The organism is Pelotomaculum isophthalicicum JI (assembly GCF_029478095.1).
GTDB lineage: Bacteria > Bacillota > Desulfotomaculia > Desulfotomaculales > Pelotomaculaceae > Pelotomaculum_D > Pelotomaculum_D isophthalicicum.
In genome coordinates, this window is record NZ_JAKOAV010000031.1 from 23,671 (window position 1) to 40,252 (window position 16,582).

A 16,582-nucleotide genomic window follows, 5' to 3' on the forward strand; every position below is an offset into this window, starting at 1 on the left:
TACAAGGGATGACGTGCTATTTCCCGCCTTTTACCCGACGCTCTAAGAGCTTCGGGTCATTTTATTTAGGTCTGAGATTATTCCTTGACATTGTAAAATAGTTAAGAATATAGTTATCTTTGTTAACATATATCATCGCTTACAAATTCCTTCCTAAAAAGAAAAACCATAATAATTGAAGAGGGTAAGAAAAAATGAATGCTCCTAAATTATGGACTAAGGATTTTTTGATTATTTCACTTGAGAACTTTTTTGTTTACTTCACCTACAACCTATTAATTGCCATAATAGCGGTATATGCGACGGACAGGTTCAACGCTTCACCCAGTGTAGCTGGCCTTTCAGCCGGCATTTTTATTCTAGGGGCGATTGGGGGACGGTTATATGCTGGAAGTTCAATTGAACGCATTGGGCGGAAAAAGATGCTTTATATTAGCTTCGCGTTCTATTTAATGACCACACTCTTATATTTTGGAGTATACAGTTTGACCTTCCTGTTAATCCTCCGTATGTTCCATGGGGCAGCTTTTGGCATGGCTTCGACAGCTACGGGAACAATCTCGGCGGAAATTATTCCAAATGAGCGACGCGGGGAAGGAACTAGCTATTATGCTCTAAGCATGACTCTTGCAACAGCTATTGGCCCTTTTCTGGGGATGTTTCTCACTCAACATGCGAACTTTAACGTAAATTTGATCGTATGCGCTATTGCCTTAGGCGTTAGCTTTATCGTTGCATTCCCTTTAGACGTTCCAAAAGTCGAACCAACAAACAAAAAATTTGAAAATATGGAACTATTTAACCTTAACGGTTTTATTGAACCTAAGGCAGTACCTATTGCAATAATTACGGCTTTGACATGTTTTAGTTATTCGAGTATTTTATCTTTCATGGCGACTTACTCAAAGGAAATAAATCTAATTAATGCAGGGAGCTTTTTCTTTATTTTCTATGCCGTTGCTATTTTAATTTCTAGACCTTTCACCGGTCGCTGGTTTGATATAAAAGGAGAAAATTTCGTGATTTATCCTGCTTTCCTGTTATTTGCGATCGCCCTGATTGTCCTTGGCCGGGCTCATCAAGGTTCCTCAGTTTTATTGGCCGGAGTCTTAGCGGGTTTTGGCTATGGAAACATCTTTTCCAGTGCCCAAGCTCTAGCTGTTAAGGTATCGCCCCAACATCGCAAGGCTCTAGCGACCTCTACTTTTTTTATCTTTGCGGATGTAGGAATGGGTATCGGACCCTTCATACTAGGATTTTTAATCCCAACAATAGGCTATCGCGGTTTGTATGTAAGCATGGGTATCGTTGTATTCGCCACTTTCTTCTTATACTATTTCTTGCAAGGTAGAAAAAGCATGTCTCATGTATCTGCTGCCGAATAAGTTGTTTATACTTTGATATTTAAAGTTGGTTAAGGATGGTTTTGAATTATATCGCTTATGAGTGTGCCTATAAACCCCGTTATCCCAAGGGAGCTGTGGCATGACATGGCAGCAAGAGCCCTTTTAGGTTTCACAAAAGTTTAGCGCGCTAAAAATACGCTTGTGTCAAAGTTTACCTGTAATGCGTATTATATACGATAAAGGGGGTTGCAGTAATGCAGCCACACCCTCCTACGACAAAAGGAAAGGTTGCTATGTTAAATCAACCGTTCTATTTCGAAAATAACTGGTATTATGTTACAGAACCTGGCGCGCTTGTAGCTCTTCAGGTTCATGGTAAAGATATTAGCTTTTTTGTTCCCTACTGGTTTGGGGTAACTGAGACAGGATCTCTTGCCGACCAGTCCGACGCAGCTACTTTGGCAACATTAAGGCAGCTTGGTGTGCCGGTTTTGGCTTTATTGTATAACCTTGCCGGTGTCATTCACAAATTGCTGACCACCGAGAATCTACGTAAGCTTCTTATAACCAATATTTTAAACATGCTTATTCGTAAAGGATTTTTTGGCGTAAATATTGATTTTGAATTTGTGCCTCCGGAGGATAGGCCTTTTTTGACCACATTCATGGCAGAGCTTTATCAAACACTTAAACCATATGGTTATCTGACTACCATTTCAGTTCCCCCAGAACTGCGGGACGATCCAAAACATCCTTTTTCAGGAGCATTCAGCTACCCTGATCTAGCCCGGTACAGCGACCAGGTATATATATTGGCGTACGACGAACATGTAGCCGTACCCGGGCCGGTCGCTTCAATCGGATTTGTAAGGCAAGTACTGGCCTATGGTCTGTCCGTTATTCCCCGGGATAAGATCCGCTTGGGAATGGCTGTATACGGCCGAGAGTGGGCTGACCGTAACAGACTGCCAAAAGAACTATCCTTTAATGAAGCTATAGCCACAGCTAATCGCCATGGAGTTAGTATCAGGTACAACGCTGTGGTGCAAGAGCCAAACTTCACTTACAAGGAAAATGGTGTTGAACATATCGTTTGGTTTGAGGATGTACAAAGCTTTGCAGCTAAAATCAACATCGCTGTTCAAGAAGGAATACCGGGTATAGCAGTCTGGCGATTGGGTTTAGAGGACCCTAGAATTTGGGAGTTGCTCCGGGGGATGCGGCGTTTTTGATATCATTTCCTCCGAAAGCTCTTTTATGGTCGGGGCCGCATTAACAGGCAGTGGAGTAACCCTCTCTGCTTTTTGCCTGGGTGATGACTTTGAAGAGGATTATGCTCCGGCTTTCTTCCTGGGACAAGCAAGGTATGATCGTGAGTTAAAGAAATTAATGAATTCTGAATAGTAAAAAATATGTTATAATTATAATAAATTCAGAAGGAGGGAGAAAGGAGCAATATCGCCAAAAGTGCTCCCTAAGTAACTATGAGCATAGAATTAAAAGCCGATCTTATAAGTCGACTTGGTAAAGTCTCCATGGGAAAAGAACCTGCCGACTTGATTATTAACAATTGTGATGTATTAAATGTCTACACTGGCGAAATTCTTGAGAACCAGCAATTGCTTATTGCTGGAGACAGGATCGCTTACGTGGGAACGAAACTTGACTTTCCGGAGGGTCAAAACACCAAAATTATCGACGCCGATGGACAGCTGATTATACCGGGCATGATTGACGGTCACATACATATGGATGCATCATTAATGAATATAGAAGAATTTGTCGGCCTTTCCCTTGCCCGGGGTACTACCACAACTATCACCGAGTGTTATTTTACTTCCAATGCCATGGGTATCCAAGGAGTTAATGCTTTTATCGATCAATTCAAAAACCAACCGCAGAGAATTTTTGCCACAGCCCCAATTATATCCTTTCTATGTTCCGACAATGGAAACGGTATTAGTGTGATTAATGAGTCTGAAATGATAAGTTTGCTGCAGCGGCCGGGAATAGTGGGCACCGGTGAAATATACTGGTCTAATCTGCTTGATACCGGCTCAAACGAAGGTTTAATTAATATTATTGAGGCGGCCATTTCGCTGGGAAAAACAGTGGAGGGACACGGGGCAGGCGCTAAAAGCCAGAGATTAGCCGCTTTTGTAGCTCATGGCATTGATTCTTGCCACGAACCCATTACCGCTGAAGAGGTGCGCGACAGACTGCGACTGGGTTTGTTTACCATGATTCGGGAAGGTTCGATCCGCCGGGAATTGGATGCTGTTATTGGTCCTTTAACCGAAATGGATTTAGCATTACGCAGGGCAATTCTAGTTTCCGATGCAGTTTGGCCGGTTGATTTGCTCCGATACGGTCACATGGATTACATAGTGCAAAAGGCCATTAACCTGGGACTTAACCCTGTGACGGCAATCCAGATGGCTACTATTAATGTGGCAGAACATTTTCACCTGGGGGGCCACCTCGGTGGGATAGCGCCAGGGAAATGCGCTGATATGGTAATTATCCCCAATCTAAAAACAATTGAGCCCAAGTTAGTTATTTGTCGAGGTAAAGTGGTAGCCCAGGATGGCAGAATGCTAGAAAAACCGGCCAAAACACACTTTCCGGCTGATACGTATCAATGCATTAATATTAACCCGGTACAACCCGGCTTTTTTAGGGTGCCGGCCACTTCTCCAATAACCAAAGTACGTGCCATAGAATTAATCACCAACATTGTTAACCGTGAAACGACATTGGATTTACCAGTAATTGATGGAGAAATAGCACCCGCCGGCGGCGATGATGTTTTAAAAGTGGCGGTAATCAATCGCTACATCAGAAATATTAAGGGCTGTACCGGATTTATCAAGGGATACGGACTGAAAAGGGGTGCGCTGGCCAGCAGCTATTCTTACGACGAAGGAAGTCTGGTAGTAATGGGTGCAAGTGATAGCGATATGGCCGCCGCAGTAAATCGAATCCGCGAGTTGCAAGGTGGCATTGTTTATTGTTGCGAGGGGCAGGTAATTGAAGAACTGCCGCTTCCCATTTTGGGATGCATTTCCGATATCCCAGGGCCAGAAGTGGCTGCAAAAAACACATCCCTGGAAAGAGCGGTAAGAGAGGCAGGATGCAAAATTGACAACCCGCTATTAACATTATTTACCGTTACCTTTACCGCCATACCTTCGCTGCGGTTACTGTCCAGGGGATACTATCAATCCAGAGAAAAACGGATGGTGAATGTACTAGCCTAGCCACCATGAGGGGCGTGTGGGCACTGGAAATCCTCTAAATTTAAAAAACTACTTGTGAAATATTTAAAGTTGCAGTATCATTAGAACAATTAAATATAGTAAACTGTTGATTGAGAAGAGTACATAGTTTGGATTGCTTTACAGAGAGTTGCAAGGTGCTGGGATTGCAATAAGCAACGTACTATGGAATGGGCTCATAAAGGTGGGAGGAAAGGTCTTTGACTAAGTAATGCCCAACGGGATTTCCACCCGTTACCATTGGAATGCGTATGATGGTACGTAAATGAGTGGATGCGTTTGCATCAATTTAGGTGGCACCACAGAAGTTATAAGCTTTTGTCCTATGCAAGACGGGACAAAAGCTTTTTTATTTGCCCCCAAAGGACACAAAATGAAATTCAAAGCTTAATCCAGGGAAGTGTGTAATATGAAAAAAGGAAGATTTGGCAATTACGGCGGGCAGTATATACCGGAGACATTGATGAGGGCCGTGCAGGAACTGGAAAAAGCCTACGAGTTCTATAAAAATGATCTCGCTTTTCAAAATGAGCTGGAGATTTTACTGAAGAAGTACGCGGGCAGGCCATCGCTGCTGTATTATGCGGAGAAGATGACCCGGAAACTTGGCGGCGCAAAGCTATACCTCAAACGAGAGGACCTCAATCATACAGGCTCCCATAAAATCAACAATGTCCTGGGCCAGGTACTGCTGGCCAAACGCATGGGAAAAACCCGCGTGATCGCGGAAACGGGCGCAGGGCAGCATGGCGTCGCCACTGCGACAGCAGCTGCCCTGATGGATATGGAATGCGAAATATTTATGGGCAAGGAAGACACCGAGCGACAGGCTTTAAATGTATTTCGCATGGAACTGCTGGGCGCCAAAGTCCACCCGGTCACCAGCGGCACGATGACGCTAAAAGACGCCGTAAACGAAACTATGCGCGAGTGGACAACACGCATGGATGACACGCTGTACGTCCTGGGTTCTGTCATGGGGCCGCATCCCTTCCCTACCATTGTACGGGATTTTCAGAAGGTCATCGGTAAAGAGATTAAAGAGCAGATCATGAAGACAGAAGGAAAACTACCCGACGCGGTCATCGCCTGTGTAGGCGGTGGCAGCAACGCCATGGGAGCCTTTTATGAGTTCATTCAAGAGCCGTCGGTGAAGCTCATCGGCTGCGAGGCTGCCGGACTTGGCGTAGACAACCCAAAGAATGCGGCAACAATTGCCAATGGTGCCGTCGGCGTGTTCCACGGCATGAAGTCCTACTTCTGCCAGGACGAGTACGGTCAGATCGCACCGGTTTACTCCATCTCGGCGGGGCTTGACTATCCGGGCATCGGGCCGGAGCACGCGCAACTCTCCGACACAGGCAGGGCACAGTACGTCCCGGTCACGGACGACGAAGCTGTAAATGCCTTTGAATATCTTTCCCGCACGGAGGGCATCATTCCCGCGGTTGAAAGTGCCCACGCCGTTGCCTACGCCATGAAGCTGGCGCCCGCCATGGCGCAGGAGCAGATCATTGTCGTCAATCTATCGGGACGGGGCGACAAAGACGTGGCGGCAATCGCCAGGTACAAGGGGGTCGCACTTTATGAGTAAAATTACGAAAGCCTTTGAAAACCGCAAAGCCTTAATCACCTTCATCACGGGCGGCGATCCCGATATTGAAACCACGGAGAAACTGGTCCCCGCCATGGCGGCGGCAGGCGCTGACCTGATCGAAATCGGCATCCCGTTTTCTGACCCGATTGCGGAAGGCATCGTCATACAGGAGGCAGACCAGCGTGCCCTGCTGGGCGGGTGCACCACAGACATGCTGTTTGCTATGGTCGCCCGAATCCGGCAAAAATCGGGCGTTCCGCTGCTGTTTATGACTTATCTAAATCCAATTTACACATACGGGAAAGAGAGGTTTTTGACACGGTGTGCCGAATGCGGCATAGACGGGCTTATTGTCCCGGATCTGCCTTTTGAAGAAAAAGACGAATTGGCAGATCTCTGTGAGCGCCACGGAGTTGACTTAATCTCGATGATCGCCCCCACCTCGGAAGAGCGGATCACCTTGATCGCCAAAGAAGCCAAAGGGTTCATCTATTGCGTATCTTCCCTTGGCGTAACCGGCGTGCGTAGCGAGATTACCACGGACATCGGCAAAATGGTGCAAAAAGTTCGGGAAGTAACCGGTGTTCCATGTGCGGTCGGCTTTGGCATCGCCACACCAGAACAGGCCGGCAGCATGGCCAGGCTGTCCGATGGCGTAATCGTCGGAAGCGCAATTGTCAAACTGGTTGCAAAATTCGGCAAGGATTGCGTTGAACCCGTCTCAGAGTATGTGCACAGTATGAAAAAAGGCATTGATGCTGCCACTAAATAAAGCCATTAATAAATTTAGGAGGACATAAATTATGTACAAAAATATTTTGAGCAAGACAACAACCAATCAGGAACTGACTGAACAGGATATTTTTCAATTGATTAACTCCATCAACAATGATGAGATCAGTGATGTTCAGATCGGCGCTTTTCAGGTCGCACTTCTGATGAAAGGCAGTTCACTGAAGGAATTGGCCTTCTTCGCCAAAGCCATGCGGGAAAACTGTGTTCCCCTGAAGCCGAAGGTGGAAGCCGATCTGATGGACACTTGCGGGACTGGCGGAGGTTTAAGCACTTTCAATATTTCCACTGCAACAGCCATCGTTGCTGCGGCAGCGGGTATCCCCATCGCAAAGCATGGCAGCCGTTCCATTTCCAGCCTGTCCGGCAGCGCGGACGTGCTGGAGGCTCTGGGTGTCAACATCAACCTGACGCCTGCACAGGCTGAAAAGATGATTGAGGATATCGGCATTGCCTTCATCTATGCGCCTTTGTTCCATCCGGTTATGTGTAAGGTTCTGCCTGCGGAATCGGAACTTGGGATCAAAACTATTTTCTATACAATCATTGGCCCATTGATCAACCCAGCTTTCGCACCCAGACATATCCTTGGCGTTTACAAGCCCGATCTGCTCGATACCGTGTCTTATGTGGCCAAAGAGCTCGGCTACACCAACGCCATGTTTGTACATGGCCTGGATGGTCTGGACGAAATTTCACTGCTTGGCAAAACCAGAATTAATGAGCTGAAAGATGGCGAGATCACAACCTATGAGATTGAGCCCGAGGACTTTGGCATGGAGCGCTGCACGCTGGAAGAGATTAAAACAGGACTTCCCGAAGAAAACGCAAATACAATCCGTGGTGTCTTTTCCGGTGAAATAACCGGCCCCAGGCGTAGTGTGGTTATTCTTAATGCTGCCGGCGCCTTGAAAGTCGGCGGCAAAGCTGCCAGTTTTGAGGAAGGCATAGCACTTGCCCAACAGTTGATCGACAGTGGCGCCGCGGCGGAAAAATTGAAGCAACTGTGTAAAATGTCCAACTCGTTTGCGGAGTAGACAAATGAATACGAGATTCTCCGATGCGTTGTTGGCAAGAAAAAAGGCCGGATTCCTTCCCGTTATTCCCGATATAAAGTGCGCTTCCCCCAAGGAGGGCGATCTGCTGCGGGGCAGAGATCCGGTAGAAGCGGCAAAGCTATTGGCTAAAGCAGGCGCGCCTGCACTGTCGGTGGTCACCGAGCCAAAAAACTTCGGCGGCTCCCTGGAATTGCTGGAGCGAATTGCAGCAGAGACAAAGCTTCCTATTCTCCGCAAGGATTTTATCACCAGCGTAGAGGATCTGAAGCTCACAAAGACTTGTGGCGCAGAGGCAGTCCTGCTGATCTGTGCTATTCAGCCGTTTCCTTTGCTGATGGAGCTGTATGGAGAAGCGTTGAAAATCGGCCTGGAACCGCTGGTTGAGGCTCATACGAAAGAGGAATTGATTATGGCCGGGAAAACCGGCGCCAAACTTGTGGGGATTAACAATCGCAATATCCTTGAACTTGAAAAGGATGACGGAACCGTTTATGCCACAGCGCTGCTGGCCGCATATAAGCCCAAAGACGCCATACTGATCAGTGAAAGTTCCATTCAAACCCCTGCGCAAGCACAGGCGGCAGTTCGCGCAGGCGCCGATGCAGTACTGATCGGAACAGCTATCTGGCAGGCTGAAAACATGCGTGAGCGCTATCTGGCTCTTAGCGAAGGATTGTGAGATCAAGTCAATGGGTGGCATTAAAGTAAAAATATGTGGTTTGAAACGCGAAAATGACGTACAAATGTGCATGAAGCTGGGTGTGGATATTCTAGGCTTTGTTACGGAATACCCGATTCCAGTTCCCTGGAATTTGAGCCGCTCCCAGGCGTTGCCGCTGTTGAGCATGGTCCATCCCCCGCACCAAAGCTGCATTGTTACCGGCGGCGCTCCCGAAAAAGTGATCGGACTGGCAGCCAGCCTGCGCCCCTCCATGGTGCAGCTTCATTACCAGGAAACACTGGACGATACAATAATAATTTCTGATGCACTGCGGAAACTGAATATCGATGTGATTAAAACAGTTCCTCCAGCAATGGAAGATCGAATCTCACAGTTTGGCACTACGGATATTGAAGCGATCGTTGGGGAACTGTGCAAAACCAGTGTTTACGGATTGCTTGCAGATTCACGTGTTCCATCAAATGCGTCCGACAATGGCACCGAACTGGATCTCAAGTTCTGCTCACAAATAATCAAGCTATCTTCAAAGCCGGTCATCATTGCCGGCGGAATAAATGCCCATAATGCCCGCGATTTTGTGACGCAGACAGGCGCCGGCTTCATCGATGTCATGACCGGCGTAGAGAGTATCGTGGGCGAAAAGGATGCTGCATTGCTGTCTCGCTTGTTATCAGCCATTCGTAATCCATCGCCTTTTTAATTGGTAAATTATCTTCATCATCAGTTTTAATCCCAAATTTCTCAGCAGCCTCAATTTGGCTATTAAGCTAAATGCTTTGCTATGAGCTCGCTCTATGACATAACCGGCCAGCAAGGTGTCAAGGCCATCACCATCCGGACTAACTACCAGTTCCTCCTTGGCTTTACCAATTCATCCTGCGGCTTGTAAGCAAGGGTGATGATATAGTCTCCAGACTGGCTTATCCCTCAACGGTAAGCTTGCCTGCTTTTGCGTTTAGAGTGGCCTTGGTGACGCCAGGGAGTGCCGCTATGATTTTTTCAAACTTAGCGGCGCAGTCCATTCAGGTAATGCCTTTAATTCGATAAACAAAGATCGGCGCATTTAATCCTTCAGCCCAAGCACTTCACCTTCAAGTAATTTTGTTGGCTGTATTAACCTTTATTTACAAATTCCCCATTAAAATGATTTGTTCGTTTTTTTTAAGGATTTTGTTTGATACTAGTTCCCTGCAATATATAATATGATTATAAGTCATTATTGGTATGAGTGGACGTGTTTGTTAAACGAATGCAATTTTCCATGCGGGAGGTATTTTTGTGAACGGCTATGCCCACAAACTAGAGCGTCGGATCGATTGGTTTGAAGTTGATTTTCGTGGACACGTGAATAATGTGTCGTTCATATACTATGTCCAGGAAGCAAGGGTCGAACTTTTACATATAATCGGTTTGATGCAATCTCAGGCAAAAGAAAAAGAAGGCCCGGTGCTGGCTTCGATTACCTGTCAGTATTACCGTCCACTATTTTATCCGGGCAAAATTCATGTCTATTCCAAGGTATCGGAGATTAAAAATACAAGTTTTGTTATCAAGCACGCTATTTATAATAATCGCAATCAAATGGCCGCTGAGGCGCAAGATATTCTCGTTTACTATGATTTTGTTAAAGAGACTAAACTAACAATTGCTGATGAACTCAGGAAGGGACTGGAAAAGATGAGCAGCGGTAATATAGTTCCCCCGGAACCTCTTTAAGCAGTGCGATAAAGCAGTAGCAAACCGAGACTAGCATGTTTACCAGGCAGAAATATCAGGAACTCATACCAATAGCTTGGAATTTCAGTTCCCTGATATCACCGTAAAACGTTTTTCCAGAGCATGATTCTTGTGAGGATAGCAGCACTTCACGATTGCCGGGAAGGGCTCAGCCTGTCGACAAAGTCAATGTCGGCAGGCTTTTTCCATTTAAATGGCGAAATAACTAAAAAGAGAAAAGCTAAAAGATCTAACCGATTAACGAAAAACCGCCTCTGGGTGGTCAATAATTTGGTTGTCACGGTGGTCAACTTTTTAATTAACACAAGCAAGCCCTGTGGTCAACCTGGTAGGGTTGTCCATAGGGCGTCACTTTCCATAATCCTTGAGTAGGTGAACCCCAGTTGCACAATATGTTCGACGTGCGACCATGCACAATGGCAACGGTCAGTATGCACAATCTCGGCGGTCAACATGCACGTTCTGTGACGGCATATTCAGCCAGAAAGTAATTTTTGTATTGAGCAACTCTGGGCGCGAAGAGTGCAGGTTCCAGGATATGCCGGAACAGCACTGGGTGTTTAGCGTAATAACAGAATTATGTGAGCGGGGCGTTATTTCCGGGTACCCGGACGGCAGCTTCAAGCCCGGGGGCATTATCACCAGGGGAGAGTTTGCCAAGCTGGTCGCAGCAGCCCTCGGTTTGGCTGAATACAAGCCGCCGCAACCGTCCTTTACGGGCGTGGCGCCAGACAGCTGGTGCTGGGGCTACGTTGAAGCGGTTTCCCGGGCAGGCCTGGTAAAGGGTTCAGGGGGCGGCGAGTTCCTGCCCGGCGAGTTGATCAACAGGGAGCAGATGGCGGCAATGCTGGTCAGGGCGGCAGCGAGGCGAAAGCCGCAATCGGTGAAAAGACTGCCTTCAGCGACGACGCCTCCATCTCCAGTTGGGCCAGAGGCTACGTGGCTGCAGCAGCTAGAGCTGTAAGCGTAAAAAAGGGCACACCTGTACATTAAGAGAGGTTTGGGGTACTTTTATTTTGTTGGGGCATGCGGCAGTCGGCCGGCAGTGCATCAGACCAGGGCATTAAACTGTCAATAACAGCAGGATCACCCGTGTCTACATTAGGCAGCTGCTCAAACAGATAGGTTAGATAGTTGAAGGGTTTAAGATTATTCTCTTTGGCGGTTTCGATAATGCTGTAAATAATTGCACTACTTTTAGCGCCCCTGGGAGTATTGGCGAACAAGAAGTTTTTCCTCCCGATCACGAAGGGCTTTATCGAGCGTTCCGCCCGGTTGTTATCTATCTCCAACCGGCCATCCAGCAGGAAATTGTTCAGGTTTTCCCATTGATTCAGGCAATAGGTAATCGCCTGCCCAAAAGCGCTTTTAGGCAGGGTTTGTTGCCGCTGTCTATTCAGCCAGACATAGAAATTATCCAGAACCGGCTTACTTAATTTCAGCCTTTCTTCATACCGTTCCTGATCGGATATATTTTTATCTTTCAGTTGGCGTTCAATGGCAAACAGCTGATTACAGTAGTCCAGTCCCATACTAGCTGCTACCGGCTTGTTTTTCTGATCAGGCGGCAGGGCCTTGAGTGTTTCCGCAAATTTCCTTCTTGCATGTGCCTTATTCGAGAACTGGAATAAGGCACATTATCCCAGATGTATGATTATCCAAGAAGGTATGATCAAAGTTGAAGGGATAGGTAAAGCTTTAAAACCTTCTCAGATAATCATAATGAAACAATCATCGTAGAAAATCAGGCAACTCATTATCACGGACAGTGTTATGATCTGCGTTGGCTGGTATTGAGAACCACCGCTCATTCCATTCCTTCAGATGCTTATCCACAGTATTCTGAGATATCTCAGCATAAATCTGAGTAGACTGTAATGACGAGTGTCCCAGAAAGTTCTTAATCACAGCAAGCGGGACACCTGCTTCTAACATATGGCTTGCTGTCGAATGTCTCATTGAATGGGGCGTATAACTGTCATCAATAAATAAGCCGGGATTCATCTGCTTTGCTATCCAGACATATTTTTTGAAGATTTCTTCGATGCAGGATACGGTCATCTTTTCGTGTGTCTGGCTGGAGAATATATGCCTTTCCGGAAGCGATGCTATTTTCCCCCTTTTAAAATAGTTTTTCATTTCAACATTTACCTATTTCCCCAACCCAATTATTAAAAACTCCACCTCCTCACATACTTCGGTCAAAGTGGCGGAAATGATTAATACTTCCTATGGCTGGTACCGGGCGGGACATATCCTCGCACTCGGAGGCCTGCACCGGATCTCTAGGATAAGCTCCATGGCGTCGTATGCCGTAAACTTTGGGATAAAATTTACTGGATTATTTCACAAATCACTTTTATTTGACCATTGAATTCACTCCTTCCTGGTCGGGAAGGTCCAATTAAAGCTTCTCATACTATGTCAAGGCACCCAGGCATTTATGGCTTTTTATCGGCCTCGCCTATAGTTTAAAATCTCTGTCTCTCGACAAGGTTATATTATAAATTGCCATAATTGAAATTTTTAGTTATATTGTATAACATGAGAATCGATTTTCCGTTTAATATAAAAACCCATTCATAGCGAAATGAATAGCAATGTTGGGCTTATAAAAATCCCGACATATTACTCTCCTTTTCATAATGGGATCATACCGATTCAAACTCACACATTAACTTACTCACAATTATAATCAAATAATTGCATATTTCTAGCAGTTATTCCTAAATAACCATTTTATGGATGTGTATAGCCTGATAAGAATCATGAAACAACCAAAAAATAACCCCTTCTACAAAGGGGTAAATCTGTGTTTATGTTCTTCGAATTTATATCGGCTCATTAAAGCAACCTTGTCATATCCGTCAAATTCGATCTCATAAGACCTGTTACCTACCTCTCTAATTCTACTGATTTTGTCCATGTTCGCTATAAATGACTTGTGAACTCTAAGGAAATTACCTCCTAATTTTTCTTCTAACTTACTTAGGGTTTGATGTGTCTTGTAAATATTGTTTTCTGTATGAATCAGATTAATTTTTTCCTGTCTCTCAATAAATAGGATATCGCTAGGCGCTATAATAAATATTTCATTCTTGGCTTTGATCCTAATTTTTGGGGGACTGCTCCCAATATCGTTTCTTTTTTTTATTTCTTTCGTAAGATTGCTTATAATTTCATTAATTTTTGCTTTTTTCACTGGCTTTAGAATGTAGTCATATGGGTGGACAGCGAATGAGTCAATTGCATATTGAGAGTACCCTGTTATAAAAACAAAAAATATATCAGGATTGAAATCATGTATTTTTTTAGCGACTAATATTCCGTTCAACCCTTCTTCTGGGGCCAGCTCTATATCCAATAACGCTATGTCCAGTTTATATTCCCTGGCAAAATTGATTGCTTCTTTACCGCTTGGAGTATCAATTACCTTGTCAACGGAAGGGTTTTCAGATACCAACTTTTTGAGAAATCTCCTGGTGTAAAGTTCATCTTCTAGAAGCAAAATATTTACCATTTACATCTGTCCCCTATATCGTTATCATTTTTTTCAGCATTGGTTACACCTCCTTCCCGGCAATATTCAGAATGCTGTCAAGAACCTTAGCTGCTTTGTATCCCAATGGAGTCATCAAAATAAGACTTCCGAGGATTCCCAAAATCACTGCAAAAGCGTCGGCGGCCATCTTTTGCGTTATAAGCATAACGATGACAACGGACCATACGGTTAAAACAAGGAAGGCTTTTTTCCTTTGTTCCTGCCTTATTGATTCATCTCTTATTTGTTTCTTTGCTGTACCCGCCGGCACCCATCTAAAGATAACGTAAATACCCATCAGTAAAATTAATGCTGATATAAACGTCAATGATACAGGGTTTACAGCTAAGGTTGCTAATTTGCCGAGGCTTATCAGTAAAGAGACACCAATCACCAGGCATAATGGATACGTGCTTAAGTGAACGCCTCCTCCAAAAAATCTCAATGATGCAAAGGCTATCAGGCATAACATGGTCGTTATGAAGGTATCCACCAGCAAAGATAAGGACATTATTAGCACTAACTGAACCAGTGTTCCGAATATTAGCTCCAACCCATAGGTGAAAATTTCTACTTGATCCCGGTTAACCTTTAACTGCGCCCCCATGACAATGGCTATTTTTCGGGCTAGAGTTTTTATCATCTACTTTTCTACCTCTGTCAGGAAGATATACAATAAATGTTGTCCGTTCTTCCGATACTACGTCAATTCTTCCCCCGTACCTATCCACCAGTTTTTTAACCAGGTACAAACCGTACCCGCGAGCTTCGGACTTCTTTGTGGTAAAACCTGCTATAAACAACCTTTGTCTAACCGCTTCAGGAATTTTAGGCCCTGTATTGTAGACATACATGACATAATTCAAGTCTTCATGCTTTATTTCTATGGCCACCCTACGGTCGATATTGGCTTGGAGAACTGCGTCAAATGCATTATCCAGGAGGTTGCCCAAAATACTGCATAAATCCCAGGGAGGTATATTTATATCGGCAATATCGCATTTTACGGAAAAGGCAAAGTCAATTTTCATAGCCTCAGCCACTTTTCGTTTGCCGTTTAAAAGCGCCGTAAGAGCAGGATGGCCAACGTATACTATTTCTTCTGAATGTCTGTAATTCTCCGCTATACCTTCAATGTATTCAATGGCTTTATCCGCTTCATCCAGGTGCAACATAGCCTGCAGAGTCTGAATATGCCTGCTGTGTTCATGTTTTTGGACTTGCAAAGTATTTATTAAATTCTCCACTTGTGAGAGGTGCGTTTTTAAAAGATTTAATTCCACTATTTTCTTAGTATTTTCCTCAAGGCTTTTGATTGAAAAAACGACTAGACCGCTTAATAATAAAACTGCTAAATTTATAAATGGTAGAAACGCTTTTAAATCATGGATATCTTTAGATAGATATATTTCTTGATTAATTAATACATTAAACAAAGTATTCAGAAGGATGGTAGAAATAATCACTGATCTACCATTTTTATACAAGGCAATCAATCCCTATCTAAACTTAAGTCAAAGATTATAAAATTATATTTCTTTATAAAAATATATAAAATAACCATAATGTCACCTGATGGCAGAAAGTATAATATATTCAACCATGGCTTTAAAACAAGGCTATCTATAGTAACGGCAGTTATATTGAGAAGTATCGGCAATAACGCTCCTTCCAACACCCCAAGAATCAATGCCCCCGCGGCTATTGAAATAAAACAGTGCCATAAATTGGTTCCTGTAATAATCGAGTAGCTAAAAGTCGGGAAAATTAATCCCGACTTTTTGGCTCTCACAGAACCGTACGTACGGGCCTCGTATACGGCTCCTGACAAACCTCGGTCGTTATCATTCATAATAACAAGGCAAAATCCCGACTTTTACCTTTGTCATATCATACAGCCTAAGCGTATCGAACCACCGGTTTGGAAGTGCCATGCTGATTAACGGGCTTGCTGAGTTTCTCCAACGTGTCACAGAAATTTTCTCAAAATCTCCGTGATAGCCCATCCGGCGCAACTGCTTATGCAGCGCTTTCCATGACTTCCATTCCTTCATCTTTTTCATCCGGAGTCGCCTTCTTATCCAGCCCATCAGGTCCTCCAGCAATGTTTTGCAGTTGGCTATCCTGAAATAGTTAATCCAGCCGCGCAGTACAGGATTGATCTCTTTTATGATGTCTTCCAAATTCTTCCCCTGATTCCTTTTGGTCAATTTCCTGATCTTATCCTTGAACCGCTTGATTCTTTTGGGGTGTATGATCACCCACTTCTCGCAAATGTTGACTCCTAAGTAGGCCACACCTTGGTATACGCTGGTTATGCAAGTCTTTTCCCGGTTCACCTTTAGCTTCAGGTCTTTTTCCAGTATCTTTATGGCATAGGCCATGTACTGCCCTACCTGTTTCCGGCTTTTTCCGAAAATCAGGAGGTGAGTAGCCCAGGGGAATCTCACCCCCAGGCCCTCTCAGAACCGGACGTGAACCTCTCAGCTCATCCGGCTCCCATTATCCAGCCCCAGGAAAAATTCCCATTTGCCAGTGTACGAACAGTTTT

17 protein-coding genes, 1 pseudogene and 1 other annotated feature are annotated in these 16,582 nt (G+C 44.8%); of the genes and pseudogenes, 11 read left to right on the forward strand and 7 right to left on the reverse strand.

The annotated features are described in order from the left end of the window. Window positions 1–194 precede the first annotated feature (194 nt). The 9 genes from L7E55_RS14030 (at window position 195) to L7E55_RS14070 (ending at window position 9,453) form a co-directional block, all read left to right on the forward strand. Window positions 195–1,385, forward strand: a complete 1,191-nt coding sequence (locus tag L7E55_RS14030; RefSeq protein WP_277444923.1) for an MFS transporter — start codon at window positions 195–197, stop codon at window positions 1,383–1,385. A gap of 215 nt (window positions 1,386–1,600) precedes the next feature. Further along, the gene (locus L7E55_RS14035) at window positions 1,601–2,578 is read left to right on the forward strand and encodes a glycosyl hydrolase family 18 protein (RefSeq protein WP_277444925.1); all 978 of its coding nucleotides are present in this window, start codon (window positions 1,601–1,603) and stop codon (window positions 2,576–2,578) included. 25 nt (window positions 2,579–2,603) lie between these two features. After that, complete coding sequence (locus L7E55_RS14040; RefSeq protein WP_277444926.1) at window positions 2,604–2,750, forward strand: hypothetical protein; 147 nt, start codon at window positions 2,604–2,606, stop codon at window positions 2,748–2,750. A 131-nt stretch (window positions 2,751–2,881) separates the two neighbouring features. Next, the gene (locus L7E55_RS14045) at window positions 2,882–4,606 is read left to right on the forward strand and encodes an adenine deaminase (protein WP_277444927.1); all 1,725 of its coding nucleotides are present in this window, start codon (window positions 2,882–2,884) and stop codon (window positions 4,604–4,606) included. A gap of 97 nt (window positions 4,607–4,703) precedes the next feature. Next, window positions 4,704–4,953 (forward strand) — a binding site (T-box leader). An 80-nt stretch (window positions 4,954–5,033) separates the two neighbouring features. Beyond that, complete coding sequence (gene trpB / locus L7E55_RS14050; RefSeq protein WP_277444928.1) at window positions 5,034–6,218, forward strand: tryptophan synthase subunit beta; 1,185 nt, start codon at window positions 5,034–5,036, stop codon at window positions 6,216–6,218. After that, window positions 6,211–6,993 carry a tryptophan synthase subunit alpha gene (gene trpA, locus L7E55_RS14055; RefSeq protein WP_277444929.1) on the forward strand — a complete coding sequence of 261 codons (783 nt, stop codon included), beginning with the start codon at window positions 6,211–6,213 and terminating at the stop codon, window positions 6,991–6,993. Before trpB ends, trpA begins: the two co-directional genes overlap by 8 nt. A 31-nt stretch (window positions 6,994–7,024) precedes the next feature. Beyond that, window positions 7,025–8,050 (forward strand): anthranilate phosphoribosyltransferase, encoded by a 1,026-nt coding sequence (trpD, locus tag L7E55_RS14060; protein ID WP_277444930.1) that lies wholly within the window; start codon window positions 7,025–7,027, stop codon window positions 8,048–8,050. A gap of 4 nt (window positions 8,051–8,054) precedes the next feature. Continuing rightward, window positions 8,055–8,750 (forward strand): indole-3-glycerol-phosphate synthase, encoded by a 696-nt coding sequence (locus tag L7E55_RS14065; protein ID WP_277444931.1) that lies wholly within the window; start codon window positions 8,055–8,057, stop codon window positions 8,748–8,750. Continuing rightward, complete coding sequence (locus L7E55_RS14070; RefSeq protein WP_277444932.1) at window positions 8,716–9,453, forward strand: phosphoribosylanthranilate isomerase; 738 nt, start codon at window positions 8,716–8,718, stop codon at window positions 9,451–9,453. The genes L7E55_RS14065 and L7E55_RS14070 overlap by 35 nt, the downstream gene beginning before the upstream one ends. Before the next feature lie 220 nt (window positions 9,454–9,673). Here the strand turns inward: L7E55_RS14070 and L7E55_RS14075 are convergent, their stop codons facing one another. Next, window positions 9,674–9,775: a heavy-metal-associated domain-containing protein gene (locus L7E55_RS14075; RefSeq protein ID WP_476748271.1), complete on the reverse strand. Its 102-nt coding sequence runs from the start codon at window positions 9,773–9,775 to the stop codon at window positions 9,674–9,676. Window positions 9,776–10,031: 256 nt separating this feature from the next. Between L7E55_RS14075 and L7E55_RS14080 the strand changes: the two genes are divergently transcribed. Both L7E55_RS14080 and L7E55_RS14085 read left to right on the forward strand, forming a co-directional pair. Continuing rightward, window positions 10,032–10,469, forward strand: coding sequence for an acyl-CoA thioesterase (locus L7E55_RS14080; RefSeq protein WP_277444934.1), 438 nt, complete (start codon window positions 10,032–10,034; stop codon window positions 10,467–10,469). Between the two features lie 559 nt (window positions 10,470–11,028). Beyond that, window positions 11,029–11,454: an S-layer homology domain-containing protein gene (locus tag L7E55_RS14085; protein ID WP_277444935.1), complete on the forward strand. Its 426-nt coding sequence runs from the start codon at window positions 11,029–11,031 to the stop codon at window positions 11,452–11,454. Between the two features lie 25 nt (window positions 11,455–11,479). Here L7E55_RS14085 and L7E55_RS14090 read toward each other — a convergent pair. From L7E55_RS14090 to L7E55_RS14115, 6 genes and pseudogenes are all read right to left on the reverse strand, one after another. After that, a pseudogene (locus L7E55_RS14090) lies at window positions 11,480–12,100 on the reverse strand (IS66 family transposase); the annotation flags it as partial. 121 nt (window positions 12,101–12,221) lie between these two features. Next, window positions 12,222–12,629 (reverse strand): tyrosine-type recombinase/integrase, encoded by a 408-nt coding sequence (locus L7E55_RS14095; protein WP_277444936.1) that lies wholly within the window; start codon window positions 12,627–12,629, stop codon window positions 12,222–12,224. A 655-nt stretch (window positions 12,630–13,284) separates the two neighbouring features. After that, entirely contained in the window at window positions 13,285–14,010 is a 726-nt protein-coding gene (locus L7E55_RS14100; RefSeq protein WP_277444937.1) for a LytR/AlgR family response regulator transcription factor, read from the reverse strand. 43 nt (window positions 14,011–14,053) lie between these two features. Next, complete coding sequence (locus L7E55_RS14105) at window positions 14,054–14,674, reverse strand: accessory gene regulator ArgB-like protein (RefSeq protein WP_277444938.1); 621 nt, start codon at window positions 14,672–14,674, stop codon at window positions 14,054–14,056. Then, a complete protein-coding gene (locus tag L7E55_RS14110; RefSeq protein ID WP_277444939.1) occupies window positions 14,616–15,518 on the reverse strand; it encodes a sensor histidine kinase in 903 nt (300 codons plus the stop codon). Before L7E55_RS14110 ends, L7E55_RS14105 begins: the two co-directional genes overlap by 59 nt. 357 nt (window positions 15,519–15,875) lie before the next feature. Beyond that, window positions 15,876–16,481, reverse strand: coding sequence for a group II intron maturase-specific domain-containing protein (locus L7E55_RS14115; RefSeq protein ID WP_277444940.1), 606 nt, complete (start codon window positions 16,479–16,481; stop codon window positions 15,876–15,878). Window positions 16,482–16,582: the final 101 nt, after the last annotated feature.

What these genes read in the sequence shown, in the direction of transcription:
- L7E55_RS14030 (WP_277444923.1), top strand. Translation starts at nt 195, where the DNA reads ATGAATGCTCCTAAATTATGGACTAAGGATTTTTTGATTATTTCACTT.
- L7E55_RS14035 (WP_277444925.1), top strand. Translation starts at nt 1,601, where the DNA reads ATGCAGCCACACCCTCCTACGACAAAAGGAAAGGTTGCTATGTTAAAT.
- L7E55_RS14040 (WP_277444926.1), top strand. Translation starts at nt 2,604, where the DNA reads ATGGTCGGGGCCGCATTAACAGGCAGTGGAGTAACCCTCTCTGCTTTT.
- L7E55_RS14045 (WP_277444927.1), top strand. Translation starts at nt 2,882, where the DNA reads ATGGGAAAAGAACCTGCCGACTTGATTATTAACAATTGTGATGTATTA.
- trpB (WP_277444928.1), top strand. Translation starts at nt 5,034, where the DNA reads ATGAAAAAAGGAAGATTTGGCAATTACGGCGGGCAGTATATACCGGAG.
- trpA (WP_277444929.1), top strand. Translation starts at nt 6,211, where the DNA reads ATGAGTAAAATTACGAAAGCCTTTGAAAACCGCAAAGCCTTAATCACC.
- trpD (WP_277444930.1), top strand. Translation starts at nt 7,025, where the DNA reads ATGTACAAAAATATTTTGAGCAAGACAACAACCAATCAGGAACTGACT.
- L7E55_RS14065 (WP_277444931.1), top strand. Translation starts at nt 8,055, where the DNA reads ATGAATACGAGATTCTCCGATGCGTTGTTGGCAAGAAAAAAGGCCGGA.
- L7E55_RS14075 (WP_476748271.1), bottom strand. Translation starts at nt 9,775, where the DNA reads ATGGACTGCGCCGCTAAGTTTGAAAAAATCATAGCGGCACTCCCTGGC.
- L7E55_RS14085 (WP_277444935.1), top strand. Translation starts at nt 11,029, where the DNA reads ATGCCGGAACAGCACTGGGTGTTTAGCGTAATAACAGAATTATGTGAG.
- L7E55_RS14095 (WP_277444936.1), bottom strand. Translation starts at nt 12,629, where the DNA reads ATGAAAAACTATTTTAAAAGGGGGAAAATAGCATCGCTTCCGGAAAGG.
- L7E55_RS14100 (WP_277444937.1), bottom strand. Translation starts at nt 14,010, where the DNA reads ATGGTAAATATTTTGCTTCTAGAAGATGAACTTTACACCAGGAGATTT.
- L7E55_RS14105 (WP_277444938.1), bottom strand. Translation starts at nt 14,674, where the DNA reads ATGATAAAAACTCTAGCCCGAAAAATAGCCATTGTCATGGGGGCGCAG.